The organism is Pseudomonas sp. PS01297 (assembly GCF_029959305.1).
Taxonomy (GTDB): domain Bacteria; phylum Pseudomonadota; class Gammaproteobacteria; order Pseudomonadales; family Pseudomonadaceae; genus Aquipseudomonas; species Aquipseudomonas helleri.
In genome coordinates, this window is sequence record NZ_JASCPQ010000062.1 from 17,224 (window position 1) to 33,191 (window position 15,968).

17 protein-coding genes are annotated in these 15,968 nt (G+C 60.6%); 4 read left to right on the forward strand and 13 right to left on the reverse strand.

Features of this window, described 5'->3' with window-relative positions; translation table 11 throughout:
* Nucleotides 1-33 precede the first annotated feature (33 nt).
* From QMX84_RS17860 to QMX84_RS17900, 9 genes are all read right to left on the reverse strand, one after another.
* Nucleotides 34-645 (reverse strand): hypothetical protein, encoded by a 612-nt coding sequence (locus QMX84_RS17860; protein ID WP_282364428.1) that lies wholly within the window; start codon nucleotides 643-645, stop codon nucleotides 34-36.
* A 79-nt stretch (nucleotides 646-724) separates the two neighbouring features.
* Complete coding sequence (gene murB, locus QMX84_RS17865; protein WP_262126789.1) at nucleotides 725-1,744, reverse strand: UDP-N-acetylmuramate dehydrogenase; 1,020 nt, start codon at nucleotides 1,742-1,744, stop codon at nucleotides 725-727.
* Nucleotides 1,741-2,205, reverse strand: a complete 465-nt coding sequence (locus QMX84_RS17870) for a low molecular weight protein-tyrosine-phosphatase (RefSeq protein WP_282364429.1) — start codon at nucleotides 2,203-2,205, stop codon at nucleotides 1,741-1,743. The genes murB and QMX84_RS17870 overlap by 4 nt, the downstream gene beginning before the upstream one ends.
* Nucleotides 2,205-2,969, reverse strand: coding sequence for a 3-deoxy-manno-octulosonate cytidylyltransferase (kdsB, locus tag QMX84_RS17875; protein ID WP_262126791.1), 765 nt, complete (start codon nucleotides 2,967-2,969; stop codon nucleotides 2,205-2,207). Before kdsB ends, QMX84_RS17870 begins: the two co-directional genes overlap by 1 nt.
* Entirely contained in the window at nucleotides 2,966-3,151 is a 186-nt protein-coding gene (locus tag QMX84_RS17880) for a Trm112 family protein (protein ID WP_003442540.1), read from the reverse strand. The genes kdsB and QMX84_RS17880 overlap by 4 nt, the downstream gene beginning before the upstream one ends.
* A gap of 26 nt (nucleotides 3,152-3,177) precedes the next feature.
* Nucleotides 3,178-4,173 carry a tetraacyldisaccharide 4'-kinase gene (gene lpxK, locus QMX84_RS17885; RefSeq protein ID WP_262126792.1) on the reverse strand — a complete coding sequence of 332 codons (996 nt, stop codon included), beginning with the start codon at nucleotides 4,171-4,173 and terminating at the stop codon, nucleotides 3,178-3,180.
* Nucleotides 4,173-4,601 carry a biopolymer transporter ExbD gene (locus QMX84_RS17890; RefSeq protein ID WP_262126793.1) on the reverse strand — a complete coding sequence of 143 codons (429 nt, stop codon included), beginning with the start codon at nucleotides 4,599-4,601 and terminating at the stop codon, nucleotides 4,173-4,175. The genes lpxK and QMX84_RS17890 overlap by 1 nt, the downstream gene beginning before the upstream one ends.
* Nucleotides 4,598-5,233, reverse strand: coding sequence for a MotA/TolQ/ExbB proton channel family protein (locus tag QMX84_RS17895; RefSeq protein WP_048373695.1), 636 nt, complete (start codon nucleotides 5,231-5,233; stop codon nucleotides 4,598-4,600). Before QMX84_RS17895 ends, QMX84_RS17890 begins: the two co-directional genes overlap by 4 nt.
* A 48-nt stretch (nucleotides 5,234-5,281) precedes the next feature.
* Nucleotides 5,282-7,498, reverse strand: a complete 2,217-nt coding sequence (locus QMX84_RS17900) for a DNA internalization-related competence protein ComEC/Rec2 (RefSeq protein WP_262126794.1) — start codon at nucleotides 7,496-7,498, stop codon at nucleotides 5,282-5,284.
* Nucleotides 7,499-7,632: 134 nt separating this feature from the next.
* Here QMX84_RS17900 and QMX84_RS17905 point away from each other — a divergent pair, with 134 nt between their 5' ends.
* A complete protein-coding gene (locus tag QMX84_RS17905; protein ID WP_153335400.1) occupies nucleotides 7,633-8,154 on the forward strand; it encodes a DUF2062 domain-containing protein in 522 nt (173 codons plus the stop codon).
* Nucleotides 8,155-8,631: 477 nt separating this feature from the next.
* Here QMX84_RS17905 and QMX84_RS17910 read toward each other — a convergent pair whose 3' ends face one another.
* The 3 genes from QMX84_RS17910 to QMX84_RS17920 all read right to left on the reverse strand — a co-directional run bounded on the left by QMX84_RS17910 (nucleotide 8,632) and on the right by QMX84_RS17920 (nucleotide 11,110).
* Nucleotides 8,632-9,411, reverse strand: coding sequence for an ABC transporter permease (locus QMX84_RS17910; RefSeq protein ID WP_048389040.1), 780 nt, complete (start codon nucleotides 9,409-9,411; stop codon nucleotides 8,632-8,634).
* Nucleotides 9,408-10,340, reverse strand: a complete 933-nt coding sequence (locus tag QMX84_RS17915; protein ID WP_282364430.1) for an ABC transporter ATP-binding protein — start codon at nucleotides 10,338-10,340, stop codon at nucleotides 9,408-9,410. The genes QMX84_RS17910 and QMX84_RS17915 overlap by 4 nt, the downstream gene beginning before the upstream one ends.
* Before the next feature lie 146 nt (nucleotides 10,341-10,486).
* Nucleotides 10,487-11,110, reverse strand: a complete 624-nt coding sequence (locus tag QMX84_RS17920; protein ID WP_123750176.1) for a glutathione S-transferase — start codon at nucleotides 11,108-11,110, stop codon at nucleotides 10,487-10,489.
* A gap of 149 nt (nucleotides 11,111-11,259) precedes the next feature.
* Here QMX84_RS17920 and QMX84_RS17925 point away from each other — a divergent pair, with 149 nt between their 5' ends.
* Nucleotides 11,260-13,707: an acyl-CoA dehydrogenase gene (locus QMX84_RS17925; protein WP_262126796.1), complete on the forward strand. Its 2,448-nt coding sequence runs from the start codon at nucleotides 11,260-11,262 to the stop codon at nucleotides 13,705-13,707.
* 62 nt (nucleotides 13,708-13,769) lie between these two features.
* Nucleotides 13,770-14,186 (forward strand): PA2817 family protein, encoded by a 417-nt coding sequence (locus QMX84_RS17930; RefSeq protein WP_262126797.1) that lies wholly within the window; start codon nucleotides 13,770-13,772, stop codon nucleotides 14,184-14,186.
* Between the two features lie 30 nt (nucleotides 14,187-14,216).
* Here the strand turns inward: QMX84_RS17930 and QMX84_RS17935 are convergent, their stop codons facing one another.
* The gene (locus tag QMX84_RS17935) at nucleotides 14,217-15,164 is read right to left on the reverse strand and encodes a LysR family transcriptional regulator (protein WP_282364431.1); all 948 of its coding nucleotides are present in this window, start codon (nucleotides 15,162-15,164) and stop codon (nucleotides 14,217-14,219) included.
* Nucleotides 15,165-15,252: 88 nt separating this feature from the next.
* On the opposite strand from QMX84_RS17935, the gene QMX84_RS17940 reads away from it, so the two are divergent.
* The gene (locus QMX84_RS17940; protein WP_153335405.1) at nucleotides 15,253-15,873 is read left to right on the forward strand and encodes an alanyl-tRNA editing protein; all 621 of its coding nucleotides are present in this window, start codon (nucleotides 15,253-15,255) and stop codon (nucleotides 15,871-15,873) included.
* The last annotated feature ends 95 nt before the right edge of the window (nucleotides 15,874-15,968 follow it).

Here is a 15,968-nt window from a genome sequence, read left to right on the forward strand (position 1 = left end):
AACTGGCGGGGCTTTTTTTATTCTCTTGTGCAATCAGAAAAACCAGAACGAGCGGCGCTCTTTCTCCAGTTCGTCGCGGCACTGCGCAAGTTGTGCGCCATAGGTTTGCGATTGCTGCTGAACCTTGCGCGACACCTGCATCAGCCAAGGCTTTTCACGGTAGGTGTTGCGGGTGAAACCGCCACGCCCTTCGTGATATGCCAGGTACTGGTTATAGGCATCCCACTTGGAAATTCCCAGCTGACGCTGGGTGCCTGCGGTGTACCAGCCGATAAACATGATGGCGTCGGCATAGTTGTCCCGCGAACCTGAGCGCCCCATCGCCCGCTCAAAGTCTTTCCAGGCGGGCGGCTGGGCCTGTGCATAACCATAGGACGGGCTGACCCGACCCCATGGTATCACCCACAGCAGGTAGGCGCGCGGCGGTAGTGCGTCGGCCACAAAGCTGCTCTCCTGCTTCATGATCGCCATGGCCACATTGGGCGGTGTGCCCCACTGCGTCTGCATCGCCACCGAATCCTTGTACCAGGCCGGGTATTGGCGATAGATGTTGCACAGATTGTTTTGGTCCCTGGGCGGGGCCGTCATGCAGCCGCTCAACGTCACCAGGGTTATCGCTAACGCACACGCGGGTAGTTGCTTCATGAATCGTCCAGACCTGAAAAACAGTGGGATACACACCAAGCCTGCGTGGGCGTGAAATCAGCCAGCGAGACTGCCGCCCTTAATACACGTTGGGTTCCATCTCGAGTTGCACTGCAAAACGCTGCTGGATATCGGCCTGAATACGTTGCGCGAGGGCCAGCAGCTGCAAGCCGGTGGCCGCGCCATAGTTCACCAGCACCAGCGACTGCAAGCGGTGCACACCGGCATCCGCCTCGCGAAAGCCTTTCCAGCCTGCGGCTTCAATCAACCAGCCTGCCGCCAGTTTGACCTGGCCATCGGCCTGTGGATAACCGATCAGCCCCGGATGGGCGAGCTTCAACTCGTCCGCCTGCTGAGCCGACACCAGCGGGTTTTTGAAGAAGCTGCCAGCATTGCCCAACACCGCAGGGTCCGGCAGTTTTTCGCTGCGGATGCTGCTAATGGCCCGGCTTACATCTTTGGCCGTGGGCTGCTCAACGCCCTGCTCGCTTAAACGCTGGCGCACCGGGCCGTATTCCAGATGCAGACGCTCAGCGCGGTTAAGGGCAAAACGCACGCGCAAAATCAACCAGCGGCCCGGCTGCTGCTTGAAGATGCTGTCGCGGTAGCCAAACTCGCACTCGGCCAGGCTGAACTCACGCAATTGGCCGGTGTGGCGGTCCAGGGCTGTCAGGCCCTCGAACACGTCCTTGATCTCGACGCCATAGGCGCCAATGTTCTGCATCGGTGCGGCGCCCACGGTGCCGGGGATCAAACTGAGGTTTTCCAGGCCGGATAACCCTTGCTCCAATGTCCACAGCACAAAAGCGTGCCAGACCTCCCCCGCCTCGGCCTCGACGACGGTGCGCTGGCCATCGTCGGCAAGCACCCGAATACCGCGACTGGCCATGCGCAGCACCAGGGCGTGAACGTCGCCGGTGAGCAACAGATTGCTGCCGCCGCCAATTACCAGCAACGGCAGTTGTTGCTCGGCCGAATAGTGCAGGGCTTCACGCACATCACTGTCGGTGTGCGCTTCGGCCAGCAGGCTGGCACGAGCCTCCACGCCGAAACTGTTGAATGACTTCAGTGACGCATCAACCTGCAACTGCAAACTCATAAACGGCCCTTCAATTCAATCACCAACAAATCGCACGCACGCTCAACCAGGTCGAGCACTTCCTCAAAGCCCTGTTCGCCATCGTAGTAAGGGTCCGGGACTTCATCCTTGACCGCTGCATAACGACGCAAGAACAAATCCAGCTCAGCCTTGGCGCCTGCGGGCTGCAAGGCGCTGAGGTCACGCAAATTGCTCTTGTCCATCGCCAGAATCAGGCCATAGCGATTGAAGTCGGCAGCACTGACTTGCTGCGCACGTTGCGCCGACAAGTCATAGCCGCGGCGCTTGGCCGCCCGCTGGCTGCGCACGTCCGGCGCTTCGCCCGCGTGCCAGCCCCCCGTCCCGGCAGAGGCCACCTCGATGCGCTCAGCCAAACCGGCGTCACGCAGCTTTTGGCGCAACACGCCTTCTGCGGTGGGTGAGCGGCAAATATTGCCCAGACACACAAACAGGACGCGCATTAACCCTCCAGCAAACGCCGAACGCGCTCAAGGTCTTCAGGGGTATCGACACCGGCTGGCGGCGCTTCAAGCACATCAGCGACGTGGATCCGCACGCCATGCCACAGGGCGCGCAACTGCTCAAGACGCTCGGTGTTCTCGAGCCAGCACGGGCCCCAGTTGACGAAGTCCTGGAGGAAACCGGCACGGTAGGCGTAAATGCCAATGTGGCGACGGTACGGCACACCGGCAGGCAATGCGTCGGGCTGTTGGGCGAACTCATCCCGCGCCCACGGCAAGGTGGCACGGCTGAACGTCAGGGCCAGGCCATTGATATCGCTGACCACCTTGACCACGTTGGGGTTGAACAATTGCTCAACGTCTGCAATCGGCTCAGCCAGGGTCGAGATGCCCGCCTCGGCGTGGGCGGCCAGGTTCGCGGCCACTTGATCAATCAATGCGGGCGGGATCAACGGCTCGTCACCCTGGACGTTGACCACGATGGCATCGCTGGCCAGGCCCAACTGTGCGGCGACTTCGGCCAGACGGTCAGTGCCGGACTCGTGGTCTGCGCGGGTCAAGACCACCTCGGCGCCAAACGCCTGGCAGGCCTCAACAATGCGCGCATCGTCGGTGGCGACGACCACACGCTGGGCGCTGCTTTTGCAGGCTTGCTCCCAGACGTGCTGGACCATCGGCTTGCCCGCGATCATTTGCAGCGGCTTGCCTGGCAAACGTGTCGAGGCAAACCGCGATGGAATTACCACGGTAAAGGTCGGGGTCATTTATCCAGGCGCTCGTCGGTGCTCAGGGTACGGGCTTCGGTTTCCAGCATGACCGGAATGCCATCGCGGATCGGGTAAGCCAGGCCGGCGCCCTTGCTGATCAGCTCGGTTTTGTCGGCGCTGAGTTTGAGCGGGCCTTTGCACACTGGGCAAGCGAGGATATCGAGCAGTTTGGTGTCCATAGGAATTCCCGAAAAGTAAAAATGAGTTAGGGCAAAAGACGCTTTAGCTGTTGGTCAAACCAAAGGACAAAGGCCTCTGATGGAACCGCGTCGACCGCCAGATACCACCAGTCGGGTGACGCAAAGTCGCGGCATTTCACGGCGTCCTTTTCAGTCATGACCACGGGCAGCGGCGGCGTAAAATTCAAGACCTCGGCACTGTACGGCGCATGGTCAGCGAAAGCATGGGTGATTGGCCGCCAGTGTAGCGCTTCAAGGGTGGTGAAGAAACGCTGCGGGTTACCGATCCCGGCGACCGCATGCAGCGCTTGGCCGGCCGGGAAAAAGTCCAGCGCCTGACGTTCTCCGCTGCGCAGATTGATCAACGCCGTGGGCTGCAATTTAAAGGCAAAACCCGCCTGCGGATCGCGCTCGGCGCCGTTATACAGCACCGCATCTACGCTCTGTAAGCGCTCGACGGGCTCGCGCAATGGCCCGGCGGGCAGGCAATGGCCGTTGCCCAAGCCTCTGGCGTTGTCGATCAGCACCAACTCCAGATCACGGGCCAGCCGGTAATGCTGCAAGCCGTCATCCGAGAGGATCAGATCCAGCGGCTCGCTGTCGAGCAAGGCTTTGACTGCGCGGCTGCGGTCGGGGTCGATCATCAGCGGCACGCCGGTGCGCTGCACGATCAATAGCGGCTCATCACCGGCCTGCGCCGCAGGTTGCTGCGCGGTCACACGCCAAGGCAACTGTGGCGGCTTGGCGCCATAGCCTCGGCTGACCACGCCCACCCGCAGGCCATTGCGCTGGCAATGCTCGATCAACCACAAGATCAACGGCGTTTTGCCGGTGCCGCCCACGGTGATATTGCCGACCACCACCAGCGGCACCGGGGCGCGATAGATCTCGCCCTCGCCCGCCATAAACCGCGCACGCTTGCGCTCAACCACACGGCGGTAGAGGCATTCCAGCGGGCTCAGCAATTTAAGCAGCGGATGCCCGGTGTACCAGGCACGCAACAAACGATCAGACAGGGCCATCAGGGGGTCGCCTGCGACTCAACGGTGGTCATGCGCAAATGGCTGAAGCCGAGCTTGCCGGCGGCATCCATCGCCGTAATCACGAACTGGTGCTGAGCCTTGCCGTCAGCGCTGATCGACAGCGGCAGGCTGGTGTCGCCGCCCGAGGCCGTACGCAGTGCGTCCATCAGGCTTGCCAGATCGTTTTTCGGCAGCAACTGGTTGTTGACCGAAAACACCCCGTCGGCGCTGATGGCAATGTCCAGCAACTTGGTGTTCTGATCTTCGGTCGGCGCGCCGCTGACCGACTCGGGCAGGTCGACGCGCAGTTGTGTCTCGCGGGTGAACGTAGTGGTGACCACAAAAAACAGCAGCAGAATGAACACCACGTCGATGAGCGACGCGAGGTTGATGTCGACCGTTTCCCGTGGCTTGCGGCGAAATTTCACGCTTTGCTCCCGACCATGTCGACTTCTCGGTCGCCCTGCACCACTTCAACCAGCTTGATCGCTTCCTGCTCCATGCCGACCACCAACTCGTCGACCCGGCGCTGCAGGAAACGGTGGAAGAACACCGACGGAATCCCCACCATCAAACCCGCAGCAGTAGTGATCAATGCCTTGGAAATCCCGCCCGCGAGCACCGCCGCGTTGGTGGTCATGCCGGTGCCCATAAAGGCGCTGAAAATATCGATCATGCCCAACACCGTGCCCAACAGGCCCAGCAACGGCGCCATCGCAGCAATCGTGCCCAAGGCGTTGAGGTAGCGCTCCAGCTCGTGGATAACCCGGGCAGCGGCTTCTTCAATGCACTCTTTCATGATCTCGCGACCATGCTTGGAGTTGGCCAGGCCAGCCGCCAGGATTTCACCGAGCGGGGAGTCAGCGCGCAGTTGCTTGAGTTTTTCTTTGTCCAGCTGTTTGTCCTTGATCCAGACCCACACCTGCCCGAGCAAGTGCGGCGGGGTCACGCGGCTGGCGCGCAGGGTCCACAGGCGCTCGACAATAATGCCCAGCGCAGCAACAGAACTCAGAATGATCGGCAGCATCATCCAGCCGCCGGATTTGACCAGTTCCCACACAGTGACAATCCCCTCGAAAAAGTGCGCCACTTTACCACAAGGTCGACGTTAATCCCGCCAGAACCGCCGCTGCTCGCGCAGGCTTTCGGCCACCCCGAAGGTGCCCAGCCGAAAGCGTATGGCACCGTGTTCGGCGCTGTCCCAGATCCCCATGCCCAGCGCCTTGTAGCGCGCCATCACCTGCGGATGTGGATGCCCAAAGGTATTGCCATGCCCTCTGGAGATCAACACTGCCGAAGGTGACAGGTTTTTTAGAAAGACCATCGAGGACGAGGTGCGGCTACCGTGGTGTGGCGCCTGCAACCAGTGCGTGGGCACCGCCAGGGGGCTGTCGAGAAAGGCCCGCTCGGCGTCGATATTGATATCACCGGTCAACAGCAACCGTTCGTCGCTGGCTTCGATCTGCAACACGCACGAGCGCTGATTACCGTCGGTCGCGCCGTCCCATTGCCACAACGCAAACGTCACCCCGTCCCATTCCCAGCGCTCACCACTGTTACAAGGCTGGGCCTGAAGCTGTTCGGCCAATAGCGGCACATCACCGCTGACCACCCGTTTCACCTTCATTGCCCGTTGTACCGCCAGCGCACCGCCCGCGTGATCCGAATCGGCGTGACTGATCAGCATCATGTCCAGCGTACCGATGCCCATCGCTTGCAGTGCCGGGACCACCACGCGCTCGCCTTGGTCAAGGTTGCGCACTTTTGGCCCCGCGTCGTACAGCAGCGTGTGATGACGAGTTCGCACGATGATTGCCAGGCCTTGGCCGACATCCAGTTGCAGCACCTCTGCCTGGCCCGGCGGGACAAGCGTTCGCGGGGCAAACACTGCCAGCAGCACCAACGGCCAGCCCAGTGGCCTCAGCACCATCCCGGCAGGCAGCAACAGCAGCCAGGCACCGAGCGCAGCCAACAGCCAGACACTGATCGGCACGCTGGCAGGCAACCAGGGCGACAGCGTCCCGGCCAGCCCTGTGAGCCCCCAAATCAGGCCATTGAGCAAGCCGCCCGCCACCCACAGCAACCCTTCACCGACCCAGGGCACCGGCAGCAACACCGTGCCCAGCAACGCCGCAGGCAACACCAACAGGCTGATCCACGGCACCGCTACCAGATTGGCCAGCGGGCCGGACAGGCTGATGGGCAGCCCGAGAACCCACAACATCGGGAACAAGCCCACCGCGATCAACCCTTGCGGGCGCAGCCATGCCGCTCGCCAGCTCCACGGGCCCAAGCGTGAGCTAAAAGTAAAAATCAGCACCGCAACGGCGGCGAACGATAGCCAAAAACCTGCCCTCAAGCTGGCCAGCGGTTCAATGATCAGCACCGCGTTGAGCGCCAGCAAAAAGGGCAACCACACACCTAAGTGGCGAAACCGCAGGCGCCATATCAACACCAGCCCTAGCATGGCGCAGGCCCGCTGTACTGGCACCTCAAAACCAGCCAGCACGCCGTAACCCAGTGCTCCGGCAAAAGCCAGGCCGCACGCCCAGGGCAACCACGGCAGCCGTCGTGGCCACAGGCCGTAACGCGCCAGCAACGCCACCAAGCCATAAATCAGGCCGGCAAACAGGCCAATGTGCTGCCCCGAGATCACCAGCAAATGTACCGTGCCGGTCGCTTGCAGCAGCTTCCAGTCGTCAACGCTTAACCCCGAACCATCGCCCATCACCAATGCGGCCAACCATGGCGCCCGGCCGTTAGCGTCGGTTTGCAGCAACCGCTGGCGCAAACCGTCGCGCCAGGCATGCCGGGCGGGCGCCAATAACTGACCATCCTTGATGGTGCCCGAGGCGCCAATGCGCTGGGCCAACAGCCAGGCCTGATAATCGAAGCCTCGGGGGTTAAGCAGCCCTTTGGGCCGTTTGAGAGTGACCGCCAGTCGCCAACGCTCGCCGCTATTGACCGGCGGCCCGCCGTACCAGCTCAAGCGCAAGGTAGAAGGCAATGTGGCGTGGCGCGAATACGCATCACGCAACTCAAAACGTACGGCCGCGTCGGACTGCTGCGGCAAACCGACCACCCGCCCCTCGACCCATAACGTGCGGCCATCCAGCGCAGGCGACAGCCGATCATCAAGCGCCGACTGCCCCTGCACACAGGCCCAGCTCAGCCCAAGCAGAAAAAGCCCTGCCGGATAAACTCGCACCACCATCAGCAACAGCCCGGCACCCAGCATCAACAACACCCACTCCAGGGCGGGTATTGCCGGTAAAAAGCGCAGCACGATCAAGCCCGAAGCCAGCGCCAACATCCCTGAGTACATAACCTGATCCGCAGTAATCCCTGCCCTCGGATTAGCCGGGATTTATCGTCGCGCCCTAAAACATTGTCACAAAGTCTGAAGAGTCGACCTGCAAAATGTGGGCATACTGCCTCCCTGTTCCAAGCGAGAAGCCCATGCCACGGCGTTCAATCAAACGTTTCATGCCAGATCCGGCGCGCATCAAGGAACACAAATCCTTACGGTTTTTGGGCTCACTGCTGCATGACCCCAACCTCTGGCACCTCAATCGTCACTCTGTCGCCCGGGCGATGGCGGTGGGTCTGTTTGCCGCTTTTATCCCCATGCCCTTTCAAATGCTCCTGGCCGCCTGCCTGGCGATCATGGTGCGCAGCAACATGCCGATTTCGGTCAGCCTGGTCTGGCTGACCAACCCGATCACCATGCCGCCGATTTTTTACTGCACCTATGTGCTGGGCGCATGGCTGATGGACGTTCCGGCCCGCAGCATGCCCGATGAACTCACGTGGGCATGGATCAGCAGCCAGCTCTCGACCGTGTGGCAGCCGTTTTTATTGGGTTCGGTGGTGTGCGGGGTGGTGCTGGGCGGGGTGGGTTACTGCTTGACCATGGTGTATTGGCGCTGGTGGGTCAGCCGGCAGTGGAAGCGGCGCAAGCAGCAGCGCAAGGCTTTGTAAAACGTGCCCTGCACCATTCTGTAGGAGCAGCTGTGTCGTCTTCGACGCCGCGCTGACGCGCATCAAACAGGCCACCGAATATCTTCAGCATCCCCCAATCGGTTCCCTCTCCTTCGGGAGAGGGCTAGGGTGAGGGTTGCTCTTGATTTGAGTACATATCCATTACTGCGGTAACGGCCGCTTAGGGTTCCGCCCTTACGGCGCGTCACTTTGAAAGCGCAAAGTAACCAAACGCTTTTTGCCCCAACCCCTCGGTGCCTCGCTGTGGCTCGGCATGCCCTCACCACAGGCCTTGCTCCGAGGGCCCGCCGCGATCGGCCATCCCTGACCGTGTCGCGGCTAACCCGGCGTCCTGCCGGGTTACCCTCTGCGCAAAACCTGCGTTCGGCCAGCGTGGTTTAACGGGGCCTCTTAGATCAAAAGCCGGATCAAGATCAACAGATCGCGAGCAAGCTCGCTCCTGCAGGGGTGTGAAGACTACTGGCGCATGCCGCGGCCGCTGACCAGCAGTTTGGCGCAGGCGAAGTACAACACCACGGTTGCGACGACCATAAAGGTCAGCGCCACGCTGATTTTGATGTCCGATACGCCGAGGATCCCATAGCGGAAGGCGTTGACCATGTGCAGCACCGGGTTGGCCAAGGACACGCTCTGCCAAAACGGTGGCAACAGGGTAATCGAGTAGAACACCCCGCCCAGGTAGGTCAGCGGCGTCAGCACAAACGTCGGGATGATCGAGATATCGTCGAAGTTGCGCGCAAATACGGCGTTGATAAAGCCCAACAACGAGAAGATCGTCGCGGTCAGCACCACCACCACAATGGTCAGGAGCAGGTGATGCACCTGCAAGTGGGTGAAGAACAGTGATAGCAAGGTCACGATCAAGCCCACCATCAAGCCGCGCAAGATACCGCCCACGGTGAAGCCGATCAGAATGGTGTGGGGCGACACCGGCGACACCATCAGCTCTTCAATCGAGCGCTGGAACTTGGCACCAAAGAAGCTCGATACCACGTTGCCGTAGGAGTTGGTGATCACCGACATCATGATCAGACCCGGCACGATGTACTCCATATAGGTGAAACCACCCATATCACCGATTTGCCGACCAATCAGGTTACCGAAGATCACAAAGTACAAGACCATGGTGATTGCTGGCGGCAGCAAGGTTTGCGGCCAGATGCGCATGAAACGGCGCACTTCACGGTAAATGATGGTGTTCAACGCAACCAGGTTGGGACGCAGTTCTGAACTCATACGGCCACCTTTGCCAGGTTTTTCTCGACCAGCGACACAAACAACTCCTCAAGGCGGTTGGTTTTATTGCGCAGGCTCACCACTTCGATGTTTTGCGCGGCCAGTTGGGTGAACAAACCAGTAATGCCCACGGCTTTATCGACTTGTACTTCCAGGGTGGTGCCATCGAGCAACAGGCTCGGGTAGCCGACCAAGTGCGGGGTAGACGCCAGCGGATGCTTCAAGTCGAGGACAAAGGTCTCGACGTGCAGTTGGCCAAGCAACTGGCGCATGCTGGTGTTTTCGACGATGGTGCCGTGGTCGATGATGCCGATGTTGCGGCACAACTGCTCAGCCTCTTCCAGGTAATGGGTGGTGAGGATGATGGTGGTGCCCTGCTCGTTCAGCTCAGTGAGGAAGGTCCACATCGAGCGGCGCAGTTCAATGTCCACACCGGCAGTCGGTTCGTCGAGGATCAACAGGCGCGGCTCGTGCACCAGCGCCCGGGCGATCATCAGTCGACGTTTCATACCGCCCGACAACGAGCGCGAAGGGGTGTCGCACTTGTCCCAAAGCCCCAACTGCGTCAGGTACTTTTCGGCACGCTCCTTGGCGATTTTGGCCGGAATACCGTAGTACCCCGCCTGGGTCACGACGATGTCGAAGGTCTTTTCAAACTGGTTGAAGTTGAACTCTTGCGGCACCACCCCGATGCTGCGCTTGAGCGCGGCGGGGTTGCGGTCCAGGTCATGGCCGAAGACATTCACCGTGCCGCTGGTTTTGTTCACCAACGTGGAAAGAATGCCGATGGTCGTGGATTTGCCGGCACCGTTAGGGCCCAGCAAGGCGAAAAAGTCACCTTCAGCAACGTCCAGATCGATACCACTCAGGGCCTGGAAACCGTTGCCGTAGGTTTTGGTTAGCTGCCGTATGGACAGAGCGGAACTCATATCGGATTACGCACCAAGATGGGAATAAGAGGGATGACTCAATAAGGGCGAACTGTCTGTAAGACAAGTCCGACAAAGCCAATGAACAGGTGCCATGGTGCTTGGCCTTGCCGCACAAGTACAGTCGCCCGTATTAATAGTGGCTATTAAGTCAACGCAGTCATGACCGCATTGCGGTAGGCCGGGCGCAGCTTGAGGCGCGCATACCAGGCCTCCAGGTGCGGCATCGGCGGGCGTTCGATGGGCATTTCAAACCAGGCGTAAATAAACGACCCCAGCGGGATATCGCCCATGCCGATTTCATCACCGGACAGGTAAGGCTTTTCAGCCAACGCCTTGTCGGGAATAACCAGCAGCTCGGCACAGGTCTTGATCGAGGCGTTGATTTTCACCCAGTCCTGCTGCTCGGCCGGGGTGCGCAAAATCCCCCAGAACACATCGCGAAAAGCACCGGCAAAAGACGACGTGGTCCAGTCCATCCACTTATCTGCCTGGGCGCGAACGCGGTTGTCGTCCTGATACCAGGACGTGTCCGAGCCGTATTCGGCGGACAGATAGCGCACGATCACGTTGGATTCCCACAACACAAACCCATCGTCTTCCAGCATCGGCACACGGCCATTCGGGTTCAGCGCCCGATACTCCGGGCTGTCGACCACACCAAACGCACCGCCCGCCTCTGCTCGCTCATACTCAAGCGCCAACTCTTCGATACACCACAACACTTTTCTAACATTCGACGAATTCTTGCGACCCCACACTTTCAGCATGATTGAACTCCTGATTGATAGACGCCGGGGCAGTCTACGCCGTGAAGCTGAACTGTGCCTCCCGCACAAGGTCACTATTGGACGACCTTGCTCAAGAGTTGCGACTAAGCTCACAAGGGTGCGCCCCCTGGCTCCATGGAGGATTGGATATGCTGTTGTTGTGGATAGTGGTTTTGATCGTAGGCGTTGCCTGGCTGGCCCACCGGCGCGTCTCCCCGCTGACGGCGATTGCCGTGGTAGCGATTTACCTGCTGATCATGGACTTCTTCAGCCATGCGCCGATCTGGGTGCTGGTGCTCTTGTGGGTGTTGCTGGCAGCGCCAGCGGCCTTGCTGTTACTGCCTGACCTGCGCCGCAAACGCTTTACCGCGCCGCTGTTCAGCTGGTTCCAGAAAGTCCTGCCGCCCATGTCGCAAACCGAGCGTGATGCCATCGACGCTGGCACCGTGTGGTGGGATGGCCAGTTGTTCAGCGGCCGCCCCGACTGGAACCAGTTGCTGGCCTACCCCAAAGCCCAACTGACCGAAGAAGAACAGGCGTTTATCGACGGCCCGACCGAAGAACTCTGTGCGATGGTTACTGACTGGCAGATCGGCCAGGCCATGGACTTGCCCCCCGAAGCCTGGGCGCACATCAAGGAACACGGCTTTTTCGCCCTGATCATCCCCAAGTCGTTCGGCGGCAAGGGCTTCTCGGCGTACGCCCACTCGCAAGTCGCGATGAAACTTGCCACCCGCAGCGGCGATCTGGCCTCGACGGTGATGGTGCCCAACTCCCTCGGCCCGGCCGAACTGTTGCTGCACTACGGCACCGAAGAACAGCAAAACCATTATCTGCCGCGCCTGGCGCGTGGCGATGACATCCCGTGTTTTGCCCTCACCGGCCCGCTGGCGGGCTCCGACGCCGGGGCGATGCCCGACACCGGGATTATTTGCAAAGGCCAATGGCAAGGCGAAGAAGTCATCGGCCTGCGCCTGAACTGGGAAAAACGCTACATCACCCTCGGCCCCGTCGCCACCCTGCTCGGCCTGGCGTTCAAGGCACACGACCCGGAACACTTGCTGGGCGACAAGGAAGATCTGGGCATCAGCCTGGCGCTGATCCCCACCGACACCCCCGGCGTTGAAATCGGTCGTCGGCACTTGCCGCTGGGCGCCGCGTTCATGAACGGGCCCAACTCAGGCAAGGATGTGTTTATCCCCCTGAGCTACCTGATTGGCGGCCAGGAAATGCTCGGCAAAGGCTGGATGATGTTGATGAACTGCCTGTCGGTCGGGCGTTCGATTTCGCTGCCGGCGGTTGGCACCGGGGCCGCCAAGTTCACCAGCCTGGTGACCGGGCAATACGCCCAGGTGCGCGAGCAGTTCAACGTGCCACTGGCGGCCTTTGAAGGCATTCAAGAAGCCTTGGCGCGTATCGGCGGCAATGCCTGGCTGATGGACAGCGCACGCATGCTCACCGCCAATGCGGTGGACCTGGGTGAAAAACCGTCGGTGCTGTCAGCGATTCTCAAGTACCACCTGACCGAGCGCGGCCGCGAGTGCATCAGCCATGCCATGGACGTGCACGGCGGCAAGGGCATCATCATGGGGCCCAATAACTATCTGGGCCGGAACTGGCAGGGTGCGCCGATTTTCATCACCGTTGAAGGGGCCAATATCCTGTCGCGCAACCTGATGATCTTTGGCCAGGGCGCCATTCGCTGCCATCCGTTTGTGCTCAAGGAAATGGCCCTGGCCGGACGCGAAGACCGCGAGCAGGCCCTGATAGAGTTTGATGGCTTGCTGCTCAAGCACATTGGCTTTGCCGTCAGCAACGTCGCCAGCACCCTGGTGTTGAACCTGGGCCTGGGGCGCTTCGAACACGCGCCTGGCAACACCCTGAGCCAAGGCTACTTCCGCGCCTTGAACCGTCAGGCAGCGGCTTTTGCGATGCTCGCTGACCTGAGCATGATGCTGCTGGGCGGCGAGCTTAAGCGCCGCGAGCGTTTGTCTGCGCGCCTGGGTGATGTGCTGAGCCATATGTACCTGGCCTCGGCGGCGCTCAAGCGCTATCACGATCTAGACTCCCCCGAGCACCTCAACCCGCTGTTCAAATGGGCCATGGAAGAAAGCCTCGGGCATTCGGAACGGGCGCTGGACGAGATCCTGAAAAACTTCCCGAGCCGACCGCTGGGCTTTCTGTTGCGCGGCGTGGTGTTCCCGTTTGGTCGTCGCCATACCGGGCCTTCTGATGCGCTGGATGCTGAAGTCGCGGCAGTGCTGGGCCGGGCCAAAGGCGATCCGACGCTGGAAGCGGTGCTTGCCGGCTGCTACCGCCCGCAATCTGCCGATGACGCCGTCGGCGCCCTGCAACATGCCGCGGATTTGCTCAAAGCCGCTCATCCGCTGCACAAAAAGCTCCACGACGCGCTGAAAAGTGGCCAGTTCAAACCGGTGCCGGGCGAGCCGTCCATCGATTCGGCGTTGAACGCGGGCATCTTGCAACCGGCCGAAGCCCAAACCCTGCGCGCCGCTGAAGCCGCACGGCGCAAGGTGATTGATGTGGATGACTTCGCCAAAGAAGAACTCACCCACAGCGAAGGAAAGATTCGCTAGCAGGACAGCGGGCGCGCAGAGCTTTATACTCTCGCGCCCGTTTTGCTCTAGAGGACTCCACCATGGCCACTAATGACCTCAACCACAATCTCGCCCTGCTCGATATGCTGCGCAGCATCCTGGTTGCCGTCGGTGACGCCGAGCAAATCCCGGAAGAAAGCCATGAACTGTTTATTGAACGCTTCGACGAGATGAAAGCCGGTCTGTTGACCGATTTTGATGAAAGCCAATACCTGGGCCAGGACATTCTCTGCCAGGTGATCGAACGCTACCCGCAAATCGCCCACGTGGTGCCGCGCGACCTGTTGTGGTTCTTCGGCGGTTCCTGCTTCAACTTCCTCGCCGATGAAGAGCTGGACATGTATGAGGCGCTGGAAGAACGCCGCTTTGAAGCCGAAGAAAACGGCGAGCCGTTCGACTGGAATCAGGAAAAGCAGTTCTTGGCGCTGCCGACCAACGCAGACAGCCCCCAGCACTGATTGGCGCACTGAATGCCAAGACCCGCCCGGTTAACCGCGCGGGTCTTTTTTTGCCCCCAGCGTCGGTTCTTGCGCCAGCCGCTCAACCAGAAAGTCAATAAACACCCGCAGCTTGGGTGGCAGATAGCGCGTCGGGGTATGCAGTAGCCACACACCGCCGTGGTACGACGCAATAAAACTCCAGGCCGGCAGCACCTGCACAACCTCGCCCTGCTCCAGCGCCTGACGCGCCGTGAAGTAAGGCAAGCTGCCAATGCCGATGTGCTGCAACACCGCATCCAGCCGCACCCCCGTGTGGTTGGCCGCGTAACGTCCGCTGACCCCGACCGTCACGGTCTTGCTGCCTTGCTTGAATTTCCAGCGGGCATCCGCCGGGGTTTCGCCCAGATAGATACAACTGTGGTGGCGCAAATCCTCCGGCTGGCGGGGCGTGCCATGTTCCGCCAGGTAAGCAGGCGTGGCGCAGAGCAAATGCTCGATCAAAAACAACTGGCGGCCCACCAGGCCCGGCGGCGGCTGATCGGTGATGCGCATGCTCAAATCCACGTTGTCGTCGATCAGGTCGACGTGGCGGTCCTCCAGAATCAATTGCACATCGACCTTGGGATATCGCCGCAAAAACTCGGGCATGTGCGGATGCACCACGTAGCGCCCCACCGCCTTGGGCACGCTGACGCGAATCAGCCCTTCAGCCTCCTGGCTATAGCGACCGCTGAGGTCCATGACCGATTGCGCTGCCCCCACCACCTCCTGGCAACGCTTGAACACTTCCTCGCCCACATCACTCAGGCGCAGCTTGCGGGTGGTGCGCTGCAGCAGGCGGATCGCCAGGGCCTTTTCCAGTCGGGCGACACTGCGGCTGATGGCAGACGGCGAGGTGTCCAGCTGTCGCGCAGCCTCGGAAAAACTGCCGACCTCGACCACCCTCACGAAGACCACCATTTCAGCCAGTAATGACAGCGGTAGATTTATGCTCACAGCGCACAGGTCCATTGAAAATTGGAGGGATTATCACACCCAAGGGGCGTCCCTATACTTTAAACCTAATTGTTTCAGGACTCGCCACATGACCTCACGCCTGTTTTATACCGACGACACCCTCACCGCCGACGTCGACGTACTCAGTTGCACCGCGCACGACGACGGCTTTGCCGTCATTCTCAAGGCCACACCTTTTCATCCGCAGGGCGGCGGACAGCCCAGCGACACTGGCTGGATTGGCGCCAGTGAAGTGCTCAAGGTGTTCCAGGAGCACGACCGGATTGTGCATATCGTCCAGCAAGCCGTGCCGCTGGGTACGGCGCAAGCCCGCGTGGATGAGGCCCGCCGTGAGTTAAACAGCCGGCTGCATTCGATGGGGCATTTGATTGGCGTGTGCGGCGAACGCGCAGGCTGGAAGCCGATCAAGGCCCACCACTGGCCGGGGGAATGCCGGGTCAGTTTTATGCCGGGTGAGAACGCTCAACCGATGCACATCGAGCAGATCAAAGAACAGCTTGAGCAGTGGATCAGCGCTGACTTGCCACGGGTCATTCAGGTCAACGCCGACCAGCGCTTTATCGGCTTTGGCGAACTGCCGAGCTACCCGTGCGGCGGCACCCATGTCAGCTCGTTGAAGCAATTACACGCCGCACCGACCTTGTCGATCAGTGAAAAGAAAGGCGTGCTTGCTGTTCGCTATCAATAGCACTCTGTGGGAGCGGGCTTGCTCGCGATGATCGTTAACAATCACGCATATTTGCCTGGTAAATGAGGCGCTCTGAAGGCCATCGCGAGCAAGCC

Coding starts and splice junctions, on each gene's coding strand:
- kdsB (WP_262126791.1), bottom strand. CDS start 2,969: ATGACCCCGACCTTTACCGTGGTAATTCCATCGCGGTTTGCCTCGACA.
- QMX84_RS17925 (WP_262126796.1), top strand. CDS start 11,260: ATGCTGTTGTTGTGGATAGTGGTTTTGATCGTAGGCGTTGCCTGGCTG.
- QMX84_RS17860 (WP_282364428.1), bottom strand. CDS start 645: ATGAAGCAACTACCCGCGTGTGCGTTAGCGATAACCCTGGTGACGTTG.
- QMX84_RS17915 (WP_282364430.1), bottom strand. CDS start 10,340: ATGAGTTCCGCTCTGTCCATACGGCAGCTAACCAAAACCTACGGCAAC.
- QMX84_RS17880 (WP_003442540.1), bottom strand. CDS start 3,151: ATGGACACCAAACTGCTCGATATCCTCGCTTGCCCAGTGTGCAAAGGC.
- murB (WP_262126789.1), bottom strand. CDS start 1,744: ATGAGTTTGCAGTTGCAGGTTGATGCGTCACTGAAGTCATTCAACAGT.
- QMX84_RS17920 (WP_123750176.1), bottom strand. CDS start 11,110: ATGCTGAAAGTGTGGGGTCGCAAGAATTCGTCGAATGTTAGAAAAGTG.
- QMX84_RS17905 (WP_153335400.1), top strand. CDS start 7,633: ATGCCACGGCGTTCAATCAAACGTTTCATGCCAGATCCGGCGCGCATC.
- QMX84_RS17910 (WP_048389040.1), bottom strand. CDS start 9,411: ATGAGTTCAGAACTGCGTCCCAACCTGGTTGCGTTGAACACCATCATT.
- QMX84_RS17900 (WP_262126794.1), bottom strand. CDS start 7,498: ATGTACTCAGGGATGTTGGCGCTGGCTTCGGGCTTGATCGTGCTGCGC.
- QMX84_RS17870 (WP_282364429.1), bottom strand. CDS start 2,205: ATGCGCGTCCTGTTTGTGTGTCTGGGCAATATTTGCCGCTCACCCACC.
- QMX84_RS17940 (WP_153335405.1), top strand. CDS start 15,253: ATGACCTCACGCCTGTTTTATACCGACGACACCCTCACCGCCGACGTC.
- QMX84_RS17930 (WP_262126797.1), top strand. CDS start 13,770: ATGGCCACTAATGACCTCAACCACAATCTCGCCCTGCTCGATATGCTG.
- lpxK (WP_262126792.1), bottom strand. CDS start 4,173: ATGGCCCTGTCTGATCGTTTGTTGCGTGCCTGGTACACCGGGCATCCG.